Annotated in this window: 1 protein-coding gene (running past both ends of the window); it reads right to left on the bottom strand. The window is 65.8% G+C overall.

The whole window is internal to an alpha/beta hydrolase gene (locus ON34_RS32865; RefSeq protein ID WP_157172575.1) on the bottom strand: the coding sequence, 83,760 nt in all, runs 17,256 nt past the left edge and 45,286 nt past the right edge, and what appears here is coding positions 45,287–66,504 — codons 15,096 (partial) to 22,168 (complete); reading right to left, the first codon wholly in view occupies nt 21,214–21,216. Both the start codon and the stop codon lie outside the window.

The following is a 21,218-nucleotide window of genomic DNA, read 5'->3' as shown; positions in this document are numbered from 1 at the left end:
GCCGCTGTCGCCCGTACCCGAGCGCCCCCGTGGGATATCGGACATCCACAGCCGGAAAGGACCGCCGCCGAGACCCCACCGATAGCGAACGTTCTCCCCTGTCTCGGGTGGCGATGGCGCGCTACCCGCGCCGCTGCTCGGCGAATCGAGCTCGGATACCGCATCGTCGTGAGCTCGTTCGAAATCGGTAGGCTCCTCCGGATGCCTCTCCTCGAACGCGGCGGCGGCCAGCAGGTAGTCCTCGTCCTCGCCCAGCACCGGGTTGTCGGTTTCATCCTGTGAAGGATCCGTTCCCTGCGACCACCCATCGTCCGACGGGTCCGGTTTCGGACCATCCGGGTCGATGCCGGACTCACCCGGAGGATCGGACTCGGGCCGATCCAACTCGAACCACACGACGGTGGCCGGACTCTCCTCCGTATCAACGGGATACCAGCCGGACCTGTCCGCCACCTGCCCGACCATCCTGACCACAGCATTCTGACCATCCGCACGCAGTGCCGTCGTCGTCAACCGGACCACCAGCCGCTGAGCACCCCGCTCACCCGCGATGGTGGATGCCAATTGCCCACCTCCGCCGTGCGGCAGACCGTTGTCCACAAGCTCCTGAACCAGCGTGCCCGCCAGTTCGACAACGCCCTCGGGCCAGCCATCCAGCGACCCCGACACCAGCCCACGGAACGTGTCACCCCCGCCCTGGGCTGCCTCGCCTTCGGAATCATCGAGGGCACGAAGAAGTTCCGCGCGCTCCTCGGGGGAAAGGCCCGCCCCGGGCAAACATGCCTCAGGAATTTCATGCTCAGCGTCGACACCCGCCGGTGCACCATTCCCGGCAGGCCCAGCTGAGGGCACCAGCGCACCCCAGCGGGCTGGGTGGGCGACGCGGTCTGCCGGGACCGCCACCGGGATTCCGTGGCTGTACACGGTGCCGTAGCTGGTACGCCCGCCTGAGGCGGCTCCTCGGGTGTACGGCAAGTCGATACCGGTCACCGGATCGTAGACTCGAAGTCCGTTACGCGTAACAGCCATCGCCCAGAACTCGAGGCTGCCGTCGGCAAGTTCGTCGACACCGGCGATCACCGCTCCGGCCGGCATTCGTGCAAGCCGCTCGGCAGCGCTGTCGCGGTCGGCAAACCGGCGCATTCGGGCACTTGCCGCAGCCGGATCGAAGTAATCGGTCGTGTCGGTGGAGTTCGCCGCCGCGAACCGCAGTGCGTCCAGGTAGTTGCGTTCCTCGGCTGTCACGTATCGGACATCGGAGTACTCTTCCGGCAATTCCGCAACGCCGCGGTAGAAGTCGAGCTTCCGATCGGCCGCCGGGTCGGGCGTTGGGGTCACGATCTTCCGGAGCAGCGTCGGCTTCGGTACTGCGGGGCGGTGGTCCTCCTCCATCGGCGGTATGCCGACCAGGATCATGGCACTGCCGAGCAGCGACTCGGAGGGCATGTTGTCCTGCTCATATTCGTGGAAGTTGCGGTGTTTGGTGATACCGCTGGCGCGCCGCGAGTTGGCTCGTACCCGAACCGCGCCGAAAGATTGTGCGGCCGGGTCGGTTCCATGGACCGGTATTGCCGATGGCAATTCGACAACCGGATCGCCCGAGGTCGCAAACACGAACACGTGGTCGGGAGGAAGACCCAGGTCCGAAGCGTGCTCGACCGGGACACCCGGTGAGCCGAGAATCGCGAAATCCGTCACCGAGTTGGGCAGGCCCCCCGCAACCGCGGTGACAACGCCGAGTACAGACCCGTAGCTGTGGTTGTACAGCGCAATCGTCGGTGCCGACCGTCCGTCGGGCCGACCGGCTTGCCACGCGCGGAATGCCTCCACGCCGTGTAGTAGCCGCGCCAGCAGAGGCGCGCCCTCGAACGCCTTTGCCGTACCCGCCATCTGGGGAACCATCTGCGGAAAATCGCTCGGCGTGTCATACCCGACCCACGCTATGACCGCGAGTTCGGCGTCCGGAGCCAGCTGCTTGGCCTCCGCGTACAAGTTTCCGGCTTGTCTGACGTCGATCGGCAGCGTCCTCAGCTCGGTCAGCACGCCGGGAACAACAACGCCGATGCGATCGGCGGTGGCGGGGTTGCCTATCGCAACAACCGCACGTCCGGAACCGCCGAATGCTGTGCTGTCGTACTCCAGGACGTGTACCAGGTCCGCTCCGAAACGAGCCACCGCGTCCGCCACAGCGCTCCACGCGGCCTGGATGCTGATAAAGCGGGCGCGGTCGGAGTTGCTCAGTGGCGTGCGGCGTTCGTGGAACTCCGCGAGTTCCTGCTTCATCACAGCCAAATTTGCCGCAGTACGCACGTCGTAGAAGATGCCGTCGGCATTACCCACAGATCGCGGACAGAATTCCTTCAGCGCACCGCGCTCTTCCTCGGTAAGCGACACCCACCACTGCGCCACTCGTTCGACATGAGCGGCATGGTCCCTCGCAACGGCTCCCGGAGACGGATATTCACGCGGCAACCGGTCGGCCACCCGCCGCCATTCCTCGATGTCGTCCGCCCGCGGCGGCTGCTCGGTGGCCGCGATCCACGCGCTCAACGCTTCCCGCACCAGGGGTGGGACGAGCGAGACGTCGCCGGTGTGGCCATCGGCGATCGCCCGCGATTGCATCGGTCGCTGGTTAGGTGTCGCGGAGGGTCGCTGTGCCCCGGAGGTGGCCGGATCTTGTTCGGTGGCCAGCTTTGCTGCGGTGCTGCAGTTTTCGGGTCGGCCGTGGTCCCTCGCGCGGTTGCGGCCGGTCAGCGGAGTACCGCCACCGGGCCCACGAAGCGAACGACCAGTGCCTTCGACGACGTAGTGCGGGCCGCGTTCCCGGCCGGGCTCGAAGCCACCAGCGAGTTCCAGACCCCGGTCGTCGACCCGGACGGTGGCCCGCGACACTTCAGCCACCCACGACGCGCCCGGCTGATACTCCCTTTCGTACCCGCTCGAGTCGACGTCCTCGCCGGCGGCGAGTCGCTCGATATCCACGGGGCTGATCCTGGTGGTCTCCAGCATCATGATCCGGCCATCGGCGGCCTTTCTCAGCTCGAACACATGCGAACCGACCTGATAGGCGCCGGCACCACGACGAGAGGCGTAATCGATAGCGACTTCCATCCGAGTGCCCAGCGGCGCATCCTCCAGCGCCTTGACCACATCGGCCATCGAGTCGAAAGACCTTGTCCACCAAGCATTTCGACGTCGCTCCGCCAGCTGATAACCCATCAGACCGCCCGCGTCCGGCGGAGTGACGTCGACCGACACATCCGCGGGCGGCACACCCAACTGCCGGGCCAGACGCAACCGCGTCACCAACAACATCCGCCAACCGCAGTCGCGGGAAGCGGGGGCGACCTCAGCGGCGAGCACGCCTACGGCGACACGCACGCCCTCAGCGAAACGGACAGCCGCGATCTCATGAAGACCGAGATCAGCAGCGGTCGATCCATTGACGGCGACGATCCGCAGGAAGTTCCGTTCGGCCGGGTCCAGTTCATCCAGCGCGGCATACCACTGTCCTTCAGTCATGCCAGCCAGAGCCACTGCCCATGGGTCGTCGACGCCAACGCCGTAAGAATCACAGTAGGCGCGCACCACCCGGCCTCGGAGTTCGGCGAACGCCGCGCGCATCTGCTCCAGATTGAGCGCACGGTCGGCGGTGTCGCGCCATGGACTGTCAGCGTCGTCGCGGACCAGCGGCATGCCCCTTGCCATCGCCGCCTCGCGGGTCTGGACCTCAGCACCGAAGCCCGGCCCTTCGGTGCTCACCTCCCGTACCTCGATGCGCAACACTCCGTGCTTGTCGGCCCCCGCCTCGACCGCCGGATGTGTAAGGGCCGCGAACACCGCGGCGTCGCGGGCGGACGGGTCGTCGTCCGGCGAGACGGCGACCACCAGCGTCTCGCCGACAAACCCGGCGCTCGGCGAGACGAACCTCGCCCCCGCCGCGACCAGCGCCCGCGTGCCGGCGTCGACAGCCCGCCGAAACTCGGATTCCCCCGGCCCTGTCGCCTGTCCAGGCGCCGGCGCCCCGTGCCGGTCGGCGTTTAGAGACTCGCGACTCGACGACTCCGCAGTCCCCGCCACACCGCGGAGCAAGCCTTGATGGCGTTGGTCAGCAAGTTCCAAAGCGTCGGCGGCGGCGATCAGCTCACCCAGCGCCGCAATACGATCCAGCAAAGCACCCACCTGCGCGGCGGGCACGGCCTCCGTCCGATCGGCGAACAACTCGACGAACTGGCCGTCGGCGGCGGCACGCAGCTCGGCCATCTCCGACACCGCCAAGCTCCCCGCGACCGGCACACCCGCCGCCTCGGCAGCTGCCACGGCCGCCGTCCACCGCACCTGCGTCTGCGCCACCGCCTGCGCGGCCTCCGCAACCGCCGCCGACTGCGCAACCAGGTCGCCGGAACCATCACTGCCCGAGCCATTTTTGCTGTCCCCGCCACCGAGTTTCCGTGCACCCGACCCGAAGGCACCGGGATCCCTCGCGGATAACTCCTCGGCCACAGGGGCGAATGGCGAACTCGCGTCCGGCGGGGTTACCCGAGCCATGTCGCCGTCGATCTCGACCCGGCCGATGCCCAGGCCGCCGAACTCGTTGCCGAGGTGGGTCCAGCGACGGAAGTCGACGTCCATACCGTCACCCAGCTCACGCCGCAGGTCGTGGTCGATCCGCAGCAGGCCGGTGAGGAACGCAACCATATCGTCGACCGAGGCCCGGACCTCGCCCGCCACAACCAGGCGGCCGTCGACCACTCCGACGCCGAACCGACTGTCGGCCGTCGGGATAACCCGCAATGGCATATCCGCGGTGGGCGTGGATGATTCGTAGGCCTGCCTGGTCGCCCTGCCGTGCGCGTGACCGTCCGCGCCGACCGGTCCCTTCTCGCCCTCCAACACCCGCCACGGCGGCGCGCCGCGAACCGTGAACGTGACGGCCTCGTGCAGCTGACCCACCAGAAAGAGCGGATCGCCGGCGGGCGCGCCGATGTGTCTCAGCAACCGAGCCACGTGTACCCGCAGCACATTGTCGATTTCTACGAAACCGGCTTCGCCATGCACGGCGGTGTAGGTCAATTCCGCACCGTCAAAGGTGAGCTCGTAAGAGACGCCCTGCATCATCGTCACGACGACATGCACGCCGTCGTCGTCGCGGCGCGACGTCACGGTCGCCATCGGTGCACCGTTGTTGCCGATAGCAATGGCGTCAGAATCCGGCTCCATCGGATCGACCAGCGCGTCCCGGACGATACCCGTTATGGTGTCGACGACATCGCCGTCGACCTCCCAGCCGTGCAACGCGTTCCCGGTCCGCTGCACCTGCGCACGGATCGATAGCGCCGAAACGGCGCTGGGCGCGAACGCATTCGGCACCTCGGAGTCCGCGTCACCGGGCAGAGCGGGAGCGTCGGGCCGCTGGCGATGACCATCCGGACGGGACGACACGGACGGCCCGGTTGCGTCGTCGGCCTCCTGCTCGAACCGACCGGTGGTCGGCGCAGGCTCCTCGGTTCCCCCCTCCACGAACGGGCTGGAGCCATCAGCAAGTTCGTCTCCACCACCAGGCCGGGATGAACCCGGATGGGGACCTCCCCGCATCCGCTGCCCGAAGGGCAGCTTCATCCGCGGGCCTCCCCCCAATACCTTGTGCAAAACCGCCTTACCCCCGAGCAGCTCGTCCGCAGGGCGAAGATCCGCACCGAAACCTTCGCCCGCCTCCGGCTCGTCGGCCGGCGCCTGCGAATGTTCTCCCCCACTCCAACCACCCTCTGTTGAACCATCCAGCCACCGGCCGGGCAGAGGCTGTCCAGGTGCCGAGCCGATACCGCCGTCCTGCGATGCATCCGTATCCGGCAACTCGCCCGATTCCATACCAACCGCGGCGGTTTTCGACGAATCATGCTGCCCGGCACTTGATTCGGACGGCATTCGGAAGCCGGAACCCTCCTTACCCTCTGCCGACTGCCGTTCGGCGGACGTCTGACCATCCCGAGTCGCGGTGGTGGGACCCGCCACAACCGAGCCGATCGCACCCGAAGCCAAAGGCCCGAAAGACGCTGCGACCGAGTCATAGCCAGCCCTCGGTGCGCTATCGATGGCTTCGCCGCCATGATCGGCCCCAGCGCCCTGCGCACGATCCGCACCGGCGCCCGCAGCGCGATCGGTACCCGCGGCCGAAGGTGTGACATCCACGCTGCCGTCGATGTGCGCATCCGCATCGTCGGCTCCTGCGCTCGCTTCCCCGCGCCGCAGTACCCGCCCGGGATGTGCGCTGGTTTGGAGGCCGTCGCGCCACACGACGGTGCCGTTCACCATCACCAGGTCGATTCCGGTCGACACTTTGGTCGGTTCTTCGTAAGTGGCGTTGTCGGTGGCTGTTTCGGGATCGAAGATCACCAGGTCAGCGCTCTTGCCGACCGCGAGGACTCCGCGGTCGGTGAGGCCGAAGACCTCGGCGGGCAGGCTGGTCATCTTGCGGATCGCTTCTTCGAGCGACAGCTGCCGTTCTTCGCGCACCCAGCGCAGGAATCGGGTGATTGCGCCGTACAGCCGAGGATGCGGATGTTCGTCGTGCGGCAGCCCGTCCGAGCCGGGCATGGAGTTCCGGTCGCGGAGGACCTCCCACACGTCCGCCGGGTCCATCATGAAGAAGACGCCACCCGCGGGCCGCAGTCGCTCCACCACTTCCTCGATGCCGATCTCGCGGCCTTCGCGTTCGCTCCACTCGGCAGCAATCTCGGTCAGGTAGCGCCCGGCCGCCTCGGGGTGGGGCGCCGACCAGGCCACCAGAACCTTGCTCGATTCACGCACCGAGGCCATGTCCAGCATCGTCGAACCGGCCTCGTACGGATAGGCGTCGACCCAGACCCGCAGCCCTTGTCCCCCTTCGGCGCGCGGCCTGCGCGCCGCGTCGATCTTCGCCAGAGCGGCGGCGGCGCCGCCGTGGTTCTGCTCGCCGGGGAACTTCAGATGCGAGATCATCCCCCGGACGCCGGTCTCGCGCAGGATGCGGAAGGTTTCCTCCAGGTCGGCGTCGCTGCCCGCGTCCTCACGCATGTGCGTGGCGTAGATGGCGTCGTATTCGGCCAGCACGTGGGCGAGGGCGATGATCTCCTCGGTGGGTGCGTCGGCGGCGGGTGGATAGAAGGTGCCCGTGCTCATACCGACGTAACCGGCCTCCAGCGCGAGCCGCAGGAGGGCGCACATTTCCTCGATTTCACCAGCGGTCGCCGGGCGCTGGTGGTCACCGCCCATCATCGCGATGCGCAGCATGGTGTGGCCGACCAGGAGGGCCGCGTTGACCGTCGGCGGCATATCGGTGAAAGCGGTGACCGCGCCGTCGGTGGAGGAAAAGAAGTCCTCCCTCCCTTTGCCGATCAGGTCGACCGGGCTGGGCGGCCACCCGTCGATGCCGCGCGGCGCGGAGCTGATGCCGCAGTTTCCGGCGACCACGCTGGTGATACCTTGGCTGATCGCGGCCAGCATCGTGCCGAACAGCGCCCGGTCGGCGTGGGTATGGGTGTCGATGAAACCGGGCGAAACGACCTTCCCCTTGGCATCGATCACGGTGTCCGCCGTGAAGCCCGAAACATCCCCCACCGCAGCGATTTTCCCGTCGGCAAGCGCAATGCCGCCTTCGATGCGACCGCTCCCCGTACCGTCGATCAGCACACCGTTGACGATCAGCGTGTCGACACGAAGCGTCGTTTCCGAACCCGAGTCGCCACCGTGATGCGGATCATCATTCCCCGGCCTCTCGTCCAGGTCATCCCGGGTAATTGCTGGCGAATCGTGCCGTGCTTCAAGTGTATTTGAGGTACCTGCCTGGATCGGATCATCGAGATCCGCACCGGTCTCCTCCCGCGCGAGGATCGCATCGATGATCTGGTCCAGACGGTGTACTTCCTCCGTGCGGTCGCGGACCGAAACAGCCGCTTCCAGCATGTCGTCGATCGCGAGCAGCCGGTCGATCTGTTCCGTGGCTCGGGCACGCTCGGCTTCCAGCCGGTCTCGGTTCAGGTCCGCCATGGGAATACCGAGCCAGCCAGACAAGTGATGCGCGGCTGCAACGCGTATGTCGCGCAACCGATCCACGCGGTTCCATGCCGTGCCGAGTTCCGCGAGGTCTACCCCGGCACGGTCGGCGAAGTGAGCCATCCAGTAGCCCGCCCACAACCGCTCTTCGTCGGCAGTCCGGCGCCCGGCGGCCAGCTCCGCGACCCGGCGAGCCCGGTCATCAACCGCCAAAACGCGCAATAGACTTTGTGCAACAAGCGTATTTGCCGGAACGGTCGCCGCAAGCGCGCGGACCCGTTGCACCCAGTCGGTTCTGGTGCCGACGTCCAGCGACAGCTGCTCGGTGCCACCGTTCACCACAGCGGAGATTCGCGCGGTCAGATCCGCGCTGGATCGCGCCTGGGCCGCCAACCGCGCCAGCCCCTTGACGCGGATATCGACCTGGTGCAGATCCGCTTCGTGCGCTCGCCGCAGGCGCTCCAAATCATGTGCTGCCCAACCAGTTCGGCGCGAACTCCGGGACGCGATGTCATCGAGTATCCGGCGATGCGCGGCACGCTCGGCCACGGCGGCGTCGAACAATTCGGCCAGACTACCGGGCAACCACGCGGCATTCGCCGAGAAGCATGCCTCCCGCAGCCGATCGGCCAGCATCGCCAGGATAGGCATCCCCGCAACGAGCCGTTCACGCTGCCAGAACAACCGTTGCACCAGTTCGCGTTCCGCTGGTTCGAGCCCTGCCAATGCTCGAGCCCATTCCCGCGCCGTCCCGGTCTCGAGACCGAGGTGGTCCAATCGGTAGTTGTCCGCGACCCACCGCCCGAAATCCACGGCCCGCACATTGGCCTCGATCACGAACGGCGCGATCTCCCGGAACAGCCACTGCCCGGCGTCGCGATCACCCAGTTTGCCGAGACCGGTCTCGGCTCGGTCGAAAATGTCCCGGATGGTTTCCTGCGCCGCGCGGCCGAAACCCAATTCGGCCTCGACCAGGCTATTCACCTCCCGGCCGTAGCGCTGGCGCAACCATTCGACCGATCGCGCACCACCCGCACCGGACGCCGGGGATGCCTCGCCATCGTCTGGGCGCGGCGTCGAACCGTCCGAACCCGCACCGGGATCACCGGCGGCATGCGCTCGCTCATTTCGCGGCGGTGCACCTATCCCGAATCGCGGTGGCGCGGTATGTCCCTGCGCATCCGCAAACCGCCGCACCCGTCGTGCCCGCCGGTTCAAGTCGTCACTCTCAGTGCGATGGTTCGACGGCTCGGAGACGGTGGCATGCACACTGCTACCCGCATCGTCCTCGGCATGCTCGGATCCGCCGCCGGACGATGGTGCAGGTGGTTCCGCATGCAGCCCGGCGATACCGAAGCCACGGAAACCGGGTCGTTCGAGGTTTTGCATGCTCGCCGGTGGCGAGTCGGCACCGCCGATGACAGTATCGACCGGCGCTTCGGGTTCTGTCGGGCCGGGGCGGCTCGGGCCAGGGTCGGTGTCAGGCGCGGGCGGTGGTCCACTGTCCGGCCATTGCGCGAAGGGACTCCGGCCAGTGGATGATTCGTGATATTCGCACCAGTACCACGCGGCGCTGTCGACGAGCACCGTGAATCGGACGACGCGACGGCCCGGTGCGCCCGTGATAGTCGCGCGCACGCTGACTTCCGGGGCGTGTGTACCGATGACGGCAACCATCACCCGGCCCACCGCGTCGTTGATCTGGTCGCGGTTCGCCCAGTCGGCCAGCAACCGATACCGGATGTGGCGGTCCAGGAACTCCAGGTCCGCACTGTCCTGGCGCAGCTCCCACATCGCCTCCACTACACGGCGCCGGGCATCGGCTCCGAACAGGTGCAGCGTCAGCCAGAGGTGATCGCCGTCCTCAACTCGGACTTCCACCCCGGATCCGGCGACCCTGTTCAGCAGCGCGCGCCCGCCACGCTCGAGCAATGCGTCGTACACCGTCGAACGCGCCTTCTCCCCGGCGGCATCAGTGCATCCGGCCGCATCCAACCAGCTGTTCAACCACCGGCCGGTCATCGCGTCGAACGGATCGCGAATCTCTATCGCGTCCTCGCGGCGCGCGGCCGACTCGGGCGACCGAGCTCGAGACCGCGCGATGACGTCGACCTCGAACCAGCGCACCCGGCCATCGACGGTGGCGAACGAGCCGTGATGCGCGTCCCCGACCACCGGCGCGACCCCGGGCACAGACGGCTGGTCGCCGCGGGTGTCGAATACCGCGACTCTCACATACGTCCGGTCCCGCGTATCGTGCAGTTCCACCACCAGCACAATCTTGCCGCGGCTGTGCGCTGCTGCCTCGGCGACCAATTCCGCTGTGGCTGTGCGCAATACGTCCACCCACCGCGGATCACTACCGGGCGGCATCGCATCCGTCACCGCGTGCGCGACCGCACCATCCACCGGCGCACCACCATCCACGCGCACCACCGCGCGGCGACGATCGACGGCCTGTCCGGTGTCGACCCACGGCAGACCCGCAGCCACATGCCGATCGTTCAGCTCGCGCACCTCGCGGTCGGCCGCTACATACTGCTCGGCCAGCCGGGCGAGTTCAGCAGTGCGAGTATCACCCAGCACAGCCCGCAACGCGGCTACCGTGTTCTGAACCCACCCCGGCCCCAAGGCCTCCCGATCGAAGGTCCGATCTATGTCGAGCCCGAGTTCAGCCACAGCATCGGCCGCCGGACGATGCACCGCGCGACCCAGCTCGTCGCGTCGGGACATGACATTCCGCAGCCGGCTACCGCCATCCGGGTCAGGGAGTACCGCAAAGGATTCCGGTGCGCCGACAGTCTCCGACGAACCCACGTCGTCGAGCCGGGGTGCCGGTTGACCCGGCGGATCCAGCACCGCCCTGTCCGGATCATGCTGACCACTCGCGTCTGCCGCGAACTGTGCCCAGTACTCGCGTTCGGCCTCCGCATCCCACTCGGCGTCCGAATCGCCTCCGAACACCGATCCACTCTGCGCCTGCTCCTCGGTTCCCCCTTCCTCGAACGGGCGCGATCCATCGGCTAGTTCGTGCGGTGCACTGTCATGTCCATCACCAGGCCAGGGTGCACTCGGATGGCGGCCTCCCCGCATTCGCTGCCCGAAGGGCGGCATCATCCGCGGGCCTCCCGACAAGATCCTGTGCAGAACCGCCCTACCTCCGAGCGCCTCGTCTACAGGGCGAAGATCCGTACCGAAGCCACCGTGATTCGGCGACAGCCCCGTTGGCACTTGTGCGTCATCGGTGGACGAGGTGACGCCTCGCTGGCCATCCAGCGAGACCTCACCACGTCCACCGAGACCGAAAATGTTTTCCGGCAGCGCTGGCTCGTCAATGTCAGAGACGGGGACATCGACCTCCTGTGCCGACCGCCACGCGCCGGAAGTGAAAGGCTCGTGCGGGTCGATACCACCGAGCGCGGAGGTCGCGGCAGCCGATGCGACGGCGTCATCCAGCGGCGGCTGCTCGTAGTCCCCGTCTGGCGGCGGATGCCACCCACCGTCCGGGTTCCACAACGGAATTTCCTGCGGCTGCTCCCATGTCGCGGACTCGGGGATCTGCCACCGCGCCAAGCCGTCGTCGTCCGCATCGGACCATACCCACTCGCCGCCAGGCAGGTACCGCATCGCCTCGACTGTCCGCCCACCCGTGACGCCACGGCCGGCGATGCTGACGGTCAGCATGCGGGTGTCCGGATCAACGTCGAAAGTCACCGTGGCGGCGACCGGATCATTACCGACCAAGTGTGGACTGTCGTCGACCACGAGCCCGATCAGATTCTCGACCACCTCGGGGTTGCGCCAGTTCAGCGCCTCCAATGCCGCGTGCACCTGCACCGGCTCACCTACCCGCACTTGCGCCTCGACCTGCGCCGGCTCCCCGTTGCCGTTCGCGCCGTCGGACTCCTCGACTGTTTCGGGCGGGGCAGATTCAGGTCCATGGCCGCCGGGCCCCGGCTCCTGCCGATCGCGCCGCCGCGCCGCGGCTGCCTCCGCCTTCGCTTCGGCGGCCTTTCTCCGCGCTTCCTTGCTCCTGTTCTGCACCTTCTGAGCCGACTCATTGTCCTGTGCCATGGCCGCCAGCAACGATTCCCGTGCCTGCAGTGCCTTCGCCAATTCTTCATCGGGCCCCGAGATCCCGTGCTCGAGCACCAACTCGGGCAGCCGATTCCGGACATCGATCGAGATCCGCTCGAGCGTCACCCTGAGCTTGCGCAGAAGCGCGATCTCGACAAGCGGGACGATCAGCCGCGCCGCGGTCTGTTCGTCGAGACCCGTCGCATCGAGCGAGAACGTCACGGGGTTGTAGTTGACACCGAAGATCTCTTGACCGGCCGCCACGGGCCGCATCTGCTTCTCCATATATTTCCCGAGGATCAGCAATGTCGAGGTAAAGCTGTTGCGGTTCCGCGCGAGTACATCGCGGTGATATGCCGCGAGATCGAGACCTTCGCACGTTCCGCGACCCATATGATCCAGAATTTCCACGACTTCGCCCTTGAAGCTCGCGAAGAAACTCAGCCGACCGCCACATGTACAGACGCCCGGCTCATCCGAGGTGAACCGATCATCCGAGGCGAGATGATTCGGACAATCGGGGTCAGTACAGGCATAGAAGACGGACAGCAGGTCGGGGTCCATGATCTGTGCCATGCGTTTGAGGTATTCGACGAATTCCATCATGGGAATCTCGCTTTCATCGAGGATTTCGAGATTCCGCGGGTCGATTCCCTTACGTTTGGACATGCTCAAGTGCCATCGAATCGGATACTCATCCGAGATCGGCATGAACTGCCGGATCGTCTCATTCGTGGCCTTGTCGCGCTTCGTTCTCTTGACCAGGTATTTCGTGAGCGGACGGAGATTTCCGTTCTCGTCTCGCGTGCCCAGGGATTCATGTTGCTCCAGCTCATGAAATCTATCCAGCAGCAAGATGATATGTGCCGCGCCGCCGAGCACTTCGTACAGCAGTGCAGCGATCGCCGCGCCCGCGATCTCATCGAGCGGGGCGTCCTCGACATGGGCGGTCAGCGTCCCGTCCGCGCTCCTCCTGGTCGCCTTCGACGCATAGGGTCCTACACCTTCGATCTCGGATCGCAGCGCGCCGAGCACAAAATTGACAAAGAACTTGTAGAACGGGTCGTCGCCTTCCTCGATCGGATCACCCACCGAAATTTTGAACAAACTCAGCAGCTTGTCGACAACATCTTCGATTGGGGTGTTGTTCGCGTCGATTCCGTTGCCGGTCAGAAATGCGATATCGGACTCGCTGAATGCCAGGCCGTCCGGCAACGGCGAATCATCGTTCGGTCCAGCCAAGAGTTCCGTCAGCAGCGACTCGACTTGCGCGAGTTTCTCCTGCTCGGCCCAGATCGCCGTGTCCAGGGTGCCGGCACACCGAGTCTCCGCGCCCTCCCTGATATCTTCAGCTTTATCCACCGACCATTCGACGTCCCCCTCGATCTCCCAGTCTTCGACACCTCGCAGGTACTCAGTACTGGTCCGGGCGATAGCCCGGCCGATCAGCTTCTCGACATCGATGTCCTCGTCGGCAAGATAATTCGCGACGTCCTGTGTAGAAATCATCGACCGGTCTCCCGGTGCGGCCGCGGCGGCGATCCCCTGCGCACACAAGTCGACAAACCTGTCCCGGACGGTATCTCGCACCGTGCCTTCACTGTCCAGCTCGGCATCGGCGTCGAAACAATTCGCCACGTCGACTGCGAGCCGCTCGGTCTCGTGAACGATCCGTTCGTAGATGTCGGCGACAAGTCGCGACTCTGCCCCGGCTACCCCGATCTCTCTGGCGATGCTGCCGACGATCTCTTCGCGTCGGTCCTCGTTCGTGAAGAAGTCCTCGCACTTGCGCCGGGCCTGATACCGCTTGTTCTGGGGTCCGTCGGAATAGGTGTTGCTCGAGAAGATGCCTTCCAGTTGGGATTTCCGCAATTCCTGCCTGCGGGTCACGTACTTCACCAGATCCGGGACCTTGTCCCTGTCGATGGCATCGATCCGCCACTCCGCACCGTCCTCGGTCGCGTCCGCGATGCGGTCCAGCAACGCCTCCATCTCGGGATCGAAGTCGGTGACATCCTCCGGAGCCCGATCCTGCCTGGCACGTCGGTTCCACCCATACCAGCCGGTGGCCCGGTCTCGGTAGCGTGTCCATTCCACGCCCAGCCGCTCGGCGACGGCCTTGATCGCGGGTTCGTTGTCCAGCCTCTCCACATCGAGATAGAGCGTGAGGACTTCCGCATTCAGCTGGGCAACGGTGAGTCCCAATCGCCGCAGCTCGAGGATCGCGCGCACCTCGGAATGTCGGACCCTGGGTAGATACTCACCGCTGAGTCGGTCGGGATCATCGATCTCCAGTGCCTCGATCAAGATCTCGAGTTCCGCTGCGACCCAGGCATCGAAGTCGTCGAGATCAGATGCCGAGCTGTCCACAGTTACCGCGAATTCGTGCTGCCAGCGGCGATCGAGCAGCTCGATCCGCGCCTCGAGAAGAACCTCCTCGTCACGATCGATCGACGGGTCGGCAAGTTCCTCACGGCGGTGGCGAATATCACCAAGTTCCGTGCGGCGGTTGCGAATAGCTGCCGCGATCTCTTGCAGTGTGCTGTGACCCTGCGCCTCGGTGGCCCCGTCCAGCATCCGCTGAGCGTCGAGCAACGACTCCTTCGTCGCGTCGATATCCTCGAGTATTTGTTCGACCAGCGAGGTACGCGGCTCACGGCACTCGATCCGGACATCGCTGCCGGCCACGCCCACCGTCGCTGTGCCGAGGTCTCCGAATTCCAGAACCGCCGTGACAGGACGACCACTCGCCGCCTCATCATCGAACAGCTTCCGGAACAGATTCTCCGGATTGTCGAGGTCGTCCAAGGCGGCGCCGCCGTGCCATTCGTCAATCCCTATGCCAGTCAGCTGGCGATGGGCGACACCACGAATCCGGTCGCTGTCGACGCTGCGAGTGGAATTCCACCCGGCGTGCCACCGGCCGCGCGACACCGTCAGCGTGTGCCACGACCTCCAGTCCGGGTTTCCGGGCTGCCAGTGGTCGAACAGCTCGACCATCACCTTGTTGCTCTCGGACACCGCAACTTTCACCCGCGAACCATCCGACAGCGCCGCCGACAACCATTGCGCCACAGCTGATACCGCACGATGGCCAATCGCGTGAGCCACCACCGACTGGATCAGCGCCACCATGTCTTCGACGGCGACCCCGTCACCCACCGTCGCTTCGAGTTCGACCCGGCCACTACCCGGGTTGCACTCGAGCCGGATCGCATTATCCGAGCCCGATTCCACCGCACGAACGGTCACCAACTGCTGGTGCGGCCGACCCGAGACTTCGACCCGCACAGGCTCGGCGGGTCCCACCGCCGTCAGTATCTTCCGCATCCACCCCTTGGCCGTCTGCGGGAGGTCATCGAAGACCCGCCGCAGACCGTCCATCAGCCTGTCGCCCAGTTCTTTCCGCCGCGAAGGGGTCAACCCTTCCCCCAACTCGATGCCGAGCCACGCGTCCGGCTGCCGCGGCTTCCCCACCACACGCCACGAACGAGTATCGCCATCGGCGCAGTCCACCTGTAGCGCGCCATCGATCATCTCGATAACAGTCCGGGCGCCATCGTCGTCCGCCGACATGGCCGCGACCACCCTCAACAGGACGGCGCGCTGCATCCCGGGCGGCATCACCCGGTCCGCGGTGTGCATGAGTTCCAGTTGCCGCGCCGCGACACGCACACGTTCCTGTACTTCAGCGACCGAGAGTTTCAATACCGCCGCGATCTGCTCGACCGACTCCCCCACCAGGAATCGTCTTGCCGCGACCGCCGCATGTCTGGGAGGCAACAGATCCACAAGGCGACGCAGCACCATTTCCTCTATATCGAGTTCGGGAGTCTGCTCACGCACCTCCGCCGCCGCTGGCTCCTCAGTTCTCTCCTCCGCGAACGGGCCGGATCCATCGGCAAGTTCGTGCGGTACACTGTCGTCTCCACCACGCCGGGATGGACTCGGATGGGGTCCTCCCCGCATCCCCAGTCCGAACGGCGGCACCTTCCGCGGGCCTCCCCCCAACACCTCGTGCAGAACCGCCTTACCCCCTAGCGCCTCATGGCGAGGATCCGCACCGAAACCACCGCGATTCTCCGACGGCCCATTGGGCGCTTGTGCGTCATTGGTAGACGAGGTGACGCCTCGCTGACCATCCGGCGAGACCACTCCGATCTCGACCTCTGTATCGACCGGATCAGCAAGCAACGGTCGGCTTCCGACAAAGTCGACCGTGCGGCCGCCACCGGGACGACCGACCACCAGCGTAGGCACACCCTCGCGATCCGCAGCTGTGAAGGTGACAGCACTGAAGTCCGCCAACAGCCGTGCGGCGTGGGCGTGGGTTGCGGCGATATCGACGCCCCGGTCCGCAGGTACCAATGCATCGCTGATGCGATCCGCTATCACCGACCTGTCCTCGACCTGACGGGATACACGCACATCGGCACGCACAGCGCCCCCGATCGGCTCGCCCGCGACACAGGTTACCCAGTAATCACTTCCCTCGGCGTCCGCGATCGAGATGACGACACCACCGCCCACCCGGCGGCCTGAAATCCGCAGCAGCCCATTACGAGTCAGCGCCGCCTCCACGACAGCCCGGATGCGGGTCGCCGGCGCCGCCAGGCCGTCCAGCAGCCGGTCCACCTGCGCGAGCGCGGCAGCGCGCGAGACAATGCTGCCGTCGACGTCCTGCTCGAGTCGAATGTAGCCATCGGCAAGTTCGTGCGGTGCACCGTCATCTGGGGTGTGTCCACCGTCGTCGGGGGTTCGCCCCAAGGACGAACGGTCGAGCAGCACGTACGCCGAATTCATATATACGTCGCGGATATACGTGCGACCATCCTGCCCCGGCGAGACCGTATAGCGCCGCAACCTCAGCTTCTGCTTCAGCGACTCGACATCCAAGTCCTCGACCCGGAACGCCGCAACCGTACGAGAACCATCAGGAGCCCTGTCGAGATCGACCTCTTTCCCGTCCAGCAGTTCCGCATGAACTCCCAAGTCACCGAGATACACACCGAATGCAACCGGGTCGGACCCCGCCGGACGGGAAGAACCATCTGGATGCGGCTGCCACGGCCAGTCCGGTCCCTCGCCATGAGCCTCCGGCCAGTGCCCAAGGGAGTGACCCGGCGGTGTGATGTCACCAGACTCCTCGACCTCGACCTTGCGCTGGGCGAAGTCCACCGTCAGACGCACGTCCCGGCCGGCGGCATGACGCCTGGTCATGGTGTCTTTCACCCGCTCGACATCACTGCGGTCCAGATGGCGCGTCCAGGCAAGATAGTCCAGCATGGCGTGCACCGGATTGATCACGGCGTGGCCCGGCATGGTCGAACGGCATGTCACACGCAGCATCCGGTCGACACGGTTGGCGCCCTCAGCGGTGACAGCAAGCCACGGGCTGTCGCGATCGTCCAGGGAGATGGTGAACGAGGGCGCCGGACCGACGTCCTGATGATCGATGACGAAACGTCCTCCATCGACAGCCTGCAGCGCATTTCCGACCAACTCCGTGATCGGCCGGCGAACGTCCTCGAACCGTGACGTCATTTTGATTCGCAACGCATCGGAGAGCCGCTTCGTTGCGGTGGCCGCAGTCCAGGCGAGGCCGGCAGCGTCATCACCGCGATCGCTGATCCACCGCGCACCGGTCTCCCACCCCTTTCCTACTTTCTCACCGTTGATTGCGGCGGTGACCGTCCGGGTACCCGGAGCGCCGTTGATATCCACGGTGATCGTCACATCGCCGTTGGCGCAGGTGGATTCGTGCACCTCGACGCAGCGGCGGGCCAGTGCGCCCTGCCCGCTCACCATGCGCTCAGCGATGTCACCAACACGGTCGGCGGTGTTGTAGAAGAGGTCGACGTCGTGCTCGGCTACCGACACCTCGATCTTGATGCGATCGAGGGCTGGGGTGGTCACCGTGAACCACCATTCCTCGGACTCCTCAGCAAATCCTCTCACCTGGTCGCCGGTGGCATTGATCTGCACCCGGAATCCATCGGGGGTGTCGGGCAACCCTCGCCGCACCGTGGCCGCAACGATCTCCGCGATCGCAGCATCCGGAACATGCCGCGTTACCTCGGCGACGAACTCGTCATCGGAAACACAGTCCGACCGGTCAATGGTGATCGGACCGCGTTCCTGGTCGGTCCCGGACCCGCGGCCGCTGCCCTCGTCTGCATTGCCCGGAACCGAGTTCGCACCGTCCTCGGGAACGCCCCGTTCGGCGTCATTCCCGTCGCCACCGGTCGATGACCAACCGGCATGGCGACCGCCGCGCATCAGCTTGCGGGAGGGGGCCGGTCGCCGCGGGCCGCCTGCCAGCAAGTTCCGCAGCGCCCCTCCGAACGCCTCGTCCTCGGGACGGACGTCGGCGCCGAAGCCGCTCGGCACCTCCCTGTCGCCACCGGGATCCGACTCGCCGGACCTCTCGCCCGCCCCTACACCTCGGTCGCCCGGTCCAGATGACGCGAGCGCCTCGCCACCTTCGTCGTCGGCGTGGGGATCTGCCGTCGTGGCGGAGGACGTGGCCGCGGCGGCTCCGTCCTCCGGCATCACGGCAGATCCGATTGCGTCCACCGGCGCATCACCGGACTCGTCATCGGTGACGAATGCGGCTGTGACCCATTCGATTACGGTTCCATCGTCGTCGGGCCGCTGGCCCGATTCGAAACCGTCCGCGTGGCGAAGGATCCATTCTCGGTCCGCGGCGGTGAACGAGGCTCGGCGACGTTCGATATGCACCCGCATCGCCCGCCGTCCCTCGACCACCGATGAATCGACGGTCACCGACAGCGGATGGTGTCGCTCGAGCAGTGTGTTCAGCATGCTCAGGGCACGAGGCACAGTGCCCTCGAGCCCGGAGGCAACCTCGGTCAGCCAGGTGTGCAGACTCGGGATGGGAACGGCACGCCGGGCGACGAATCGCATCCTGGTGGCTGCCGAGGCGCCATGTGGAAGGTCGAATCGCACGTCCAATGCCGCGTCTTCGAGGCCGCGCAGCGCGTTATCGGTATCCGCGCAGCCGATTTCGATCGTGTCAGCCTCGAACGCCGCCGCCAGGGCCAGTTTTCCGTATCCCGCCAGCAGTCCGTCGATGCGACCGTCCCCGAACAGTCGCTGTAGCAACGGATGCAGACCTTCGAACATACGGCCCTGCGCATCGACCACGCGGGTGTATGAGTGCGAGTCCGGCAGGTCCCAGCTGAGCCGCAAGCGCCTCGATGCCTGTTCCCCGGACGCGCTGAACGTCCACAATCGCCTTCCACCACCATGACAGGAAGCCTGGAGCGTGCCGTTGATCAAGCTACATGCCAGCTCCTGCCCGGATTCGAGCGCGATGAGTTGTACGAGAACCGCCAGCTCTTCGGGATAAGGTGCGTCCTCTCGCTGCTTGTCCAGAAGGCTGATGACCTGATCGCGCGCCGGATGCTCATCGGTCGCGGGGGCGTAAAGCCGGAACCCACCGAGCCGTTCCTTCTTGAACCTCGCTCTACCGGCTCCGTGAGGGAGCTTCACGGTCAGCGTCGCCATCTCGCGCACGAAGTCAACGTGCCACACGGATTCCAGGCCCGAACCGTCGACTTCGCTGTCCGACCGGAGGAGGTCCGTTGGCTGGGTGTTATGGATCTCGACCGTGGGGGCGGCATCCGAATGCACGTACTCGAACGTGCACCGACCGCTGGGTCCTGGGACCGATGGAAGTCCGTTGCGCAGTGCCGCCGCCATGACTCGGACCTGATCGCTTGCGGCAGGCAGGCCATGGGCCACCATCCGCTGGACCACCCACGCAATGACCTGTTCGAACTCTTCCGATGTACCACCCGCGACGGAGAACCGTGTGTCGAGCCAGTCCTCGCCCGAAACGGCGGCCAGGTGGCGGCGGACGGTGCCGCGCGCCCAAGCCCGGTAGGCGATGCGGGTGACGCCTCCGGACATGAGCTCCCTGATCTGAATCGAGCTCAGCGGTTCGTACAGCACGGTACGGAGACCGGCCTTTGTCGACATCGGCAGCGTGTCCGAGTATCTGTTCGCGTCCTCGCCTTCCAACACCATCGCCCTCTCCCGGGGTGCCATCCGATCCCGGATCTCACGGGAGCGGCGCGCCGGCATCATTCGGCTGGCTCGCTTCGGGGTGACGTTATCGAGGACGACCAGAATATCGCCGTGTTTCTCGGCGAACTCATCGACGATGGCCACTACACGTTCGTCGCTGGATCGAATCTCGTATTGTCCTTGAGAACGTTCCAAGACGGCGAGCATGGACCACGTCTCGGCTTCAGCGGAGCGTTTGCCCGTACCGATTACTTTCTTCTTCACCGAGAGCACAACTCGTGCTCGCCGGGCAAGGCGCATTGCTTCGGCGAGGGTGATCGCGTTCAGATCCTCGAGCGCCGCATTCGCAACGGGTGCTTTCGTACCGAGGACCGGAACGCCATCGACCACGATCACGGGGACCCAGACCGTCGAGGCCCCCGATCGCAGTCCCCGCAGAAAATCAGCGCGATCACCGTTCTCGCAGATGTAGTCGACCGTGACAATGCCGCCGGTGACTTCCGACCGCGCAATCAGCCGTTCGACGGGATCGATCTCGAAGGGCAGCATCGGCGCCGGAACCAGGTCGGGGCGACGGGTTTCCACACCGTCGGCGCCTCGTCCGATCGCGACGGCCATGTCCTGCGCGCTGTCCGCGCCGCGGGCGATCACCGGCATCTCCCGAGTGGCCAGCAGGAGATCCGCCGTCAGGTCACGGAAGTCGATCGACAGGGACGACGAGCATTCCAGCAGCTCGTCGGACGGCGTCTTGCCCCGCTCGACGACACCGACGAAGTCCATCGTCTCGGCCGCGTCCGTCGTGGACGGGAGGAGTTCCCGCACCTTTTCCAGTACGCGCGGATCACTGCTGCACACACGTGAAACATTCGTTACGCCCGAACCGGACGCCATTGCCGAACGAACGAAGGCGTCGCTGTCCTCCTCCGACAGACCGTCCGTGAGAAAGACCACCGAGAACTTGCCACTCCACCCGGTCTCGGTGGCGAGCATGAGAGCTTGATGAAGCGAGAACAATCCTTCCGCATACAGGTAGCCGAATGCTCTCTTGGCAATTTCGG

Source organism: Nocardia pneumoniae NBRC 100136, from assembly GCF_000308755.1.
GTDB classification, from domain to species: Bacteria; Actinomycetota; Actinomycetes; order Mycobacteriales; family Mycobacteriaceae; genus Nocardia; species Nocardia pneumoniae.
Note: the sequence above shows the minus strand (reverse complement) of the source record. Positions and strands in the feature narration are given on the sequence as shown.